Origin of the sequence: Arsenophonus sp. ENCA, assembly GCF_002287155.1 — a bacterium.
Taxonomy (GTDB): domain Bacteria; phylum Pseudomonadota; class Gammaproteobacteria; order Enterobacterales; family Enterobacteriaceae; genus Arsenophonus; species Arsenophonus nilaparvatae.
In genome coordinates this window covers 1-4,213 of sequence record NZ_NHNG01000192.1, presented here as the reverse complement: position 1 = coordinate 4,213, position 4,213 = coordinate 1, and the positions used below count along the sequence as shown (strand labels likewise).

Here is a 4,213-nt window from a genome sequence, read left to right as displayed (position 1 = left end):
GTTTGATGATAGGATTATTTGTTTGATACATAAAATTACCTTTTATTTAATTATCTAATGATGTTAATTAAAACCGGTAACTTTCTTTTTTAAATCAGAATTGTCAGATTAAGTTAAGACTAATACAAGTAACATTCGCTATATTGCTTCACAGCTATGGCCTTTTCCTCATTCATTAATGATCGGTTTTCTGGCTGATTATGCCAGTGGTGAAATCCAGGCTAATCCTGATGAGTTAATTAGTGCGGACTGCTATCATCATGATAAATTACCGCTTATACCGCCTCCTGATACCATAGCTCGACGTTTAATTGAAGATACACTGGCTTTATGTCGGCAAGAAAATGATAACTTATGCAAATAATATTAATCACGCTATATCTAAGTTGTTGCTGATTTAAGCAACAAGAAAAAAGCAAATACACGATGATAATTGGCAATTTCTAATTGCCATTTAATGGAGCTAATGATGTCTGCATTAACAAACGATCGCTACTTACGTGCCCTATTACGGCAGCCAGTTGATAAAACCCCAGTATGGATGATGCGCCAGGCCGGTCGTTATTTACCGGAGTATCGAAAAATTCGTCAGCAATCCGGTGATTTTCTTTCATTGTGCAAAAATACCGAGTTAGCCTGTGAAGTGACATTACAACCGCTACATCGTTTTCCATTAGATGCGGCGATCCTGTTTTCAGATATTCTTACTATTCCTGATGCGATGGGCTTAGGTCTTTATTTTTCAGCCGGAGAAGGGCCTATGTTTCAGCGTCCAATTGATTGTGTGGCTGATATAGAGAAACTGCCAATTCCTGATCCTGAGCAAGAATTGGTTTACGTAATGAATGCTGTACGCGCTATCCGCAAGGCGTTACAGGGAAAAGTGCCATTAATCGGTTTTTCTGGTAGCCCATGGACATTGGCAACTTATATGGTCGAAGGACGAAGTAGTAAGGCTTTCACCCATATTAAGAAGATGATGTATACGGAGCCAAAAGCGTTACATTTGTTATTAGATAAGTTGGCCCAAAGTGTCATTCTTTATCTAAATGGTCAGATTCGGGCTGGTGCTCAATCGGTGATGATTTTTGATACTTGGGGTGGTGTATTAACCGGGCCTGATTACCATCAATTTTCTTTACATTACATGCATCAGATCATTGATGGTCTACAGCGAGAACATGAAGGGCGTAAAGTCCCGGTGACCTTATTTACTAAAGGCGGTGGCCAATGGTTAGAGGCAATGGCTGCGACCGGTTGTGACGCGTTAGGGATCGACTGGATGACAGATATTGAAGAGGCTCGTTCTCGTGTAGGAGATAAGGTTGCCTTACAGGGAAACATGGATCCTTCTATATTATATGCATCAAAAGAACGTATAGAATTTGAGGTTAAAACAATTTTAAAACAATTCGGTCAGGGCAGTGGCCATGTTTTTAATTTAGGTCATGGCATTCACCAGGATATTCCACCTGAGCATGTTAAAAATTTTATTAATTCAGTACACAAATTATCAGAGCAATATCATCAATAAGTAAGGTTTATCCAAACAAAAAAAATGCCGATAAATAATAATTGTTATATTTTTTTATTTATTATTAAATCTAAATTAAATATTTACAATTATTTAAATATATTTTTTTAAATTTTGTGTTATAAAACAAATAATAAAATATATTTATATAAAAATTTTTTAAGTAAAATAAATATGATTGATACCAAATTATTACGTCAGGAACAGACCACAAAAGCTAAACAAATTATTCTTACGGATAATTTTACTACCCCTAATCTTATTGCTGGTGCTGATGTTGGATTTGAAGAAAAAGGTACCATAACCCGAGCCGCAATGGTTGTTATGCACTGGCCTTCACTTGCTATTGTTGAATATCATATTGCCCGTATACCGACTGAATTTCCTTATATTCCAGGTTTACTCTCTTTTCGAGAGTATCCTGCACTACTGGTGGTTTGGGAAAAACTGCAACATAAACCCGATCTTATTATGGTTGATGGCCAAGGAATAGCCCATCCTCGTCGTTTTGGAGTAGCTAGTCATTTGGGTCTTCTATTAGATATTCCAACGATTGGTATAGCAAAAAATCGTCTATGTGGTCACCATGAAGCTTTAGATGAAATAGTGGAAAGCTGCCAACCATTGAATGATAATAATGAGCAAATTGGTTGGGTGTTTCGTAGTAAAAAAAGATGTAAACCACTTTATATCTCACCTGGCCATAAAATCAGTTTAGATGCTTCACTATTATGGGTTAAGCATTGTATTAAAGGTTATCGTTTACCTGAACCTACTCGTTGGGCTGATGGAATCGCTTCTAATAGAGCGTTTTTTAATCGAATGAAACAGAATTTGGCATAATTAAAGTTAAAATATGTGGAACCTGTTGATTTTCAGGTAAACTTCGGCGTAAAAGGTAAGTGAGTAGAAATTTGATGTTAAGAAACCCAATTCATTTGCGGTTGGCAAAATTAGATAGTTGGCGGCATATTACTTTCATGGCCTGTTTATGTGAGCGTATGTATCCTAATTATCAATTGTTTTGTAAACAAACGAGCTTTTTAAATCCAATACGTTATCGTATTATTTTAGATTTAATCTGGGAATCACTGATTATTAAAGATAGTAAAATTGATTTTGATAATCAGTTGGAAAAGTTAGAGGAAGTTATTCCCGTCGCAAATGATTTTGATATATACGGAGTTCATCCTGCTATTGATGCATGTATTGCGTTAAGTGAAATAATTCATTCTTACTTAAGTGGGAAAACATTAGAAAGTGCTATTGAAGTAAGTAAAATTTCGATTCGAACTATCGCAATGTTTGAGATGACTCAGACAGGTAAAGAGATGTCTGATGAAGAACTGAAAGAATTGCTTACCATTGAAGAAGAATGGGATATTCAATGGGAGATTTACTGTTTACTTGCCGCTTGTGAAGAGCGGGATGTAGCGCTGATTAAAGGATTAAAATCCGACCTCCGTGAAGTGGGGATCAGCAATATTGGCATTAAGGTTACCTAATTTCCGTTCATAGTGTTTAAAAACGTGATTTGGTACCATAAATGCTGACTTTTAACGCTTCACATTCGCCTATACTATGCTCTACAGTGAAGGTGGAGAGGAGTACTTTCGGGACGTATATTAAGAATTAATAGGTTCTACATATCCAACGTACTCGATGCTATGCAAATGATAAACACACTGTGTAAGGATAACTTATGAATAAGACTGTAAATAAGAACATGAATAAGGGTCATGTAATTGAATGTGTCGCGCAAAAGGCAAACTTGACTAAGACTCAAGCTAAAAGTGCGTTAGAAGCAGTCATTGAATGTATTACAGATGCATTGAAAGAAGGTGAGCAAGTTCAATTCGTTGGTTTTGGTACTTTTAAGATTAATTATCGTGCAGCTCGTACTGGTCGTAATCCTAAAACAGGTGCAGAACTCAAAATTGAAGCCGCTAATGTACCAGTATTTGTTGCTGGAAAATCACTGAAAGAAGCAGTTAAGTAATTCAGTTGCGAAAAAGAATATTCAGAGGGGGTATTAAACCCCTTTTATTGATTGGGCACATCCTCATTTTACTTGGTGCTTGCACCAGTAAACCTAAAATGCCCGAATTTAGCGCAAGTGGATTTATTTCTGACGCTGGCGTCGTTAGGCTATGCGCCAATTCCCAAACGAAATGCAACAAAGTAAATCCTTGGTCATACATAGATAAAATTACTGTAATGACCCCATAAGAGATACTGTTGTATGAAGGGAAAACATTTGAACTTACATGAGCGTTTTTATATCGAAAAACGAATAATTGACGGTGTTACTCAGGCCACTATTGCTAGAGAATTGGGGCTTTCTCGTTCAACTGTCAGCAGGGAACTCAAACGTAATACTGATCCCGCTTTCCATGGACTTTATTCTTGCAGAAGAGCCGATACCTTAGCGAAAGCCAGACGTCTCAATAAATCTACACGAGATGCATTTAATCAACAAACCCCGCAAACGCAGTATTTTATCCGTAAGGAGCTTGCTTTACATACCTCGCCAGAAGTTATCAGTGGAAGGCTACGTTTGAAGCATGGTGTTTCTGTCAGCAAGAATACGCTTTATCGCTATATCAAGAGAGACCGACTGGCAGGAGGGAAACTCTATCTCCAGCTTCCTCATCGCGGGAAACATTATCGCTATGATAA

General features: G+C 37.2%; 5 protein-coding genes and 1 pseudogene. All 6 read left to right on the top strand.

What is annotated here, in order from left to right; all coding sequences use genetic code 11:
* Window positions 1–130 precede the first annotated feature (130 nt).
* Window positions 131–364, top strand: a pseudogene (gene nudC / locus CBG25_RS04960) (NAD(+) diphosphatase); the annotation flags it as partial.
* A gap of 105 nt (window positions 365–469) precedes the next feature.
* Window positions 470–1,534, top strand: coding sequence for a uroporphyrinogen decarboxylase (gene hemE / locus CBG25_RS04955; RefSeq protein ID WP_290604992.1), 1,065 nt, complete (start codon window positions 470–472; stop codon window positions 1,532–1,534).
* A gap of 174 nt (window positions 1,535–1,708) precedes the next feature.
* Window positions 1,709–2,377, top strand: coding sequence for a deoxyribonuclease V (gene nfi, locus CBG25_RS04950; RefSeq protein WP_290604990.1), 669 nt, complete (start codon window positions 1,709–1,711; stop codon window positions 2,375–2,377).
* Between the two features lie 74 nt (window positions 2,378–2,451).
* Complete coding sequence (locus tag CBG25_RS04945) at window positions 2,452–3,039, top strand: DUF416 family protein (RefSeq protein WP_290604988.1); 588 nt, start codon at window positions 2,452–2,454, stop codon at window positions 3,037–3,039.
* A 221-nt stretch (window positions 3,040–3,260) separates the two neighbouring features.
* Entirely contained in the window at window positions 3,261–3,533 is a 273-nt protein-coding gene (locus CBG25_RS04940) for an HU family DNA-binding protein (protein ID WP_119711947.1), read from the top strand.
* A gap of 243 nt (window positions 3,534–3,776) precedes the next feature.
* Window positions 3,777–4,213, top strand: a 437-nt coding sequence (locus CBG25_RS04935) for a helix-turn-helix domain-containing protein (protein WP_290604986.1), incomplete at its 3' end; no start/stop codon positions are given.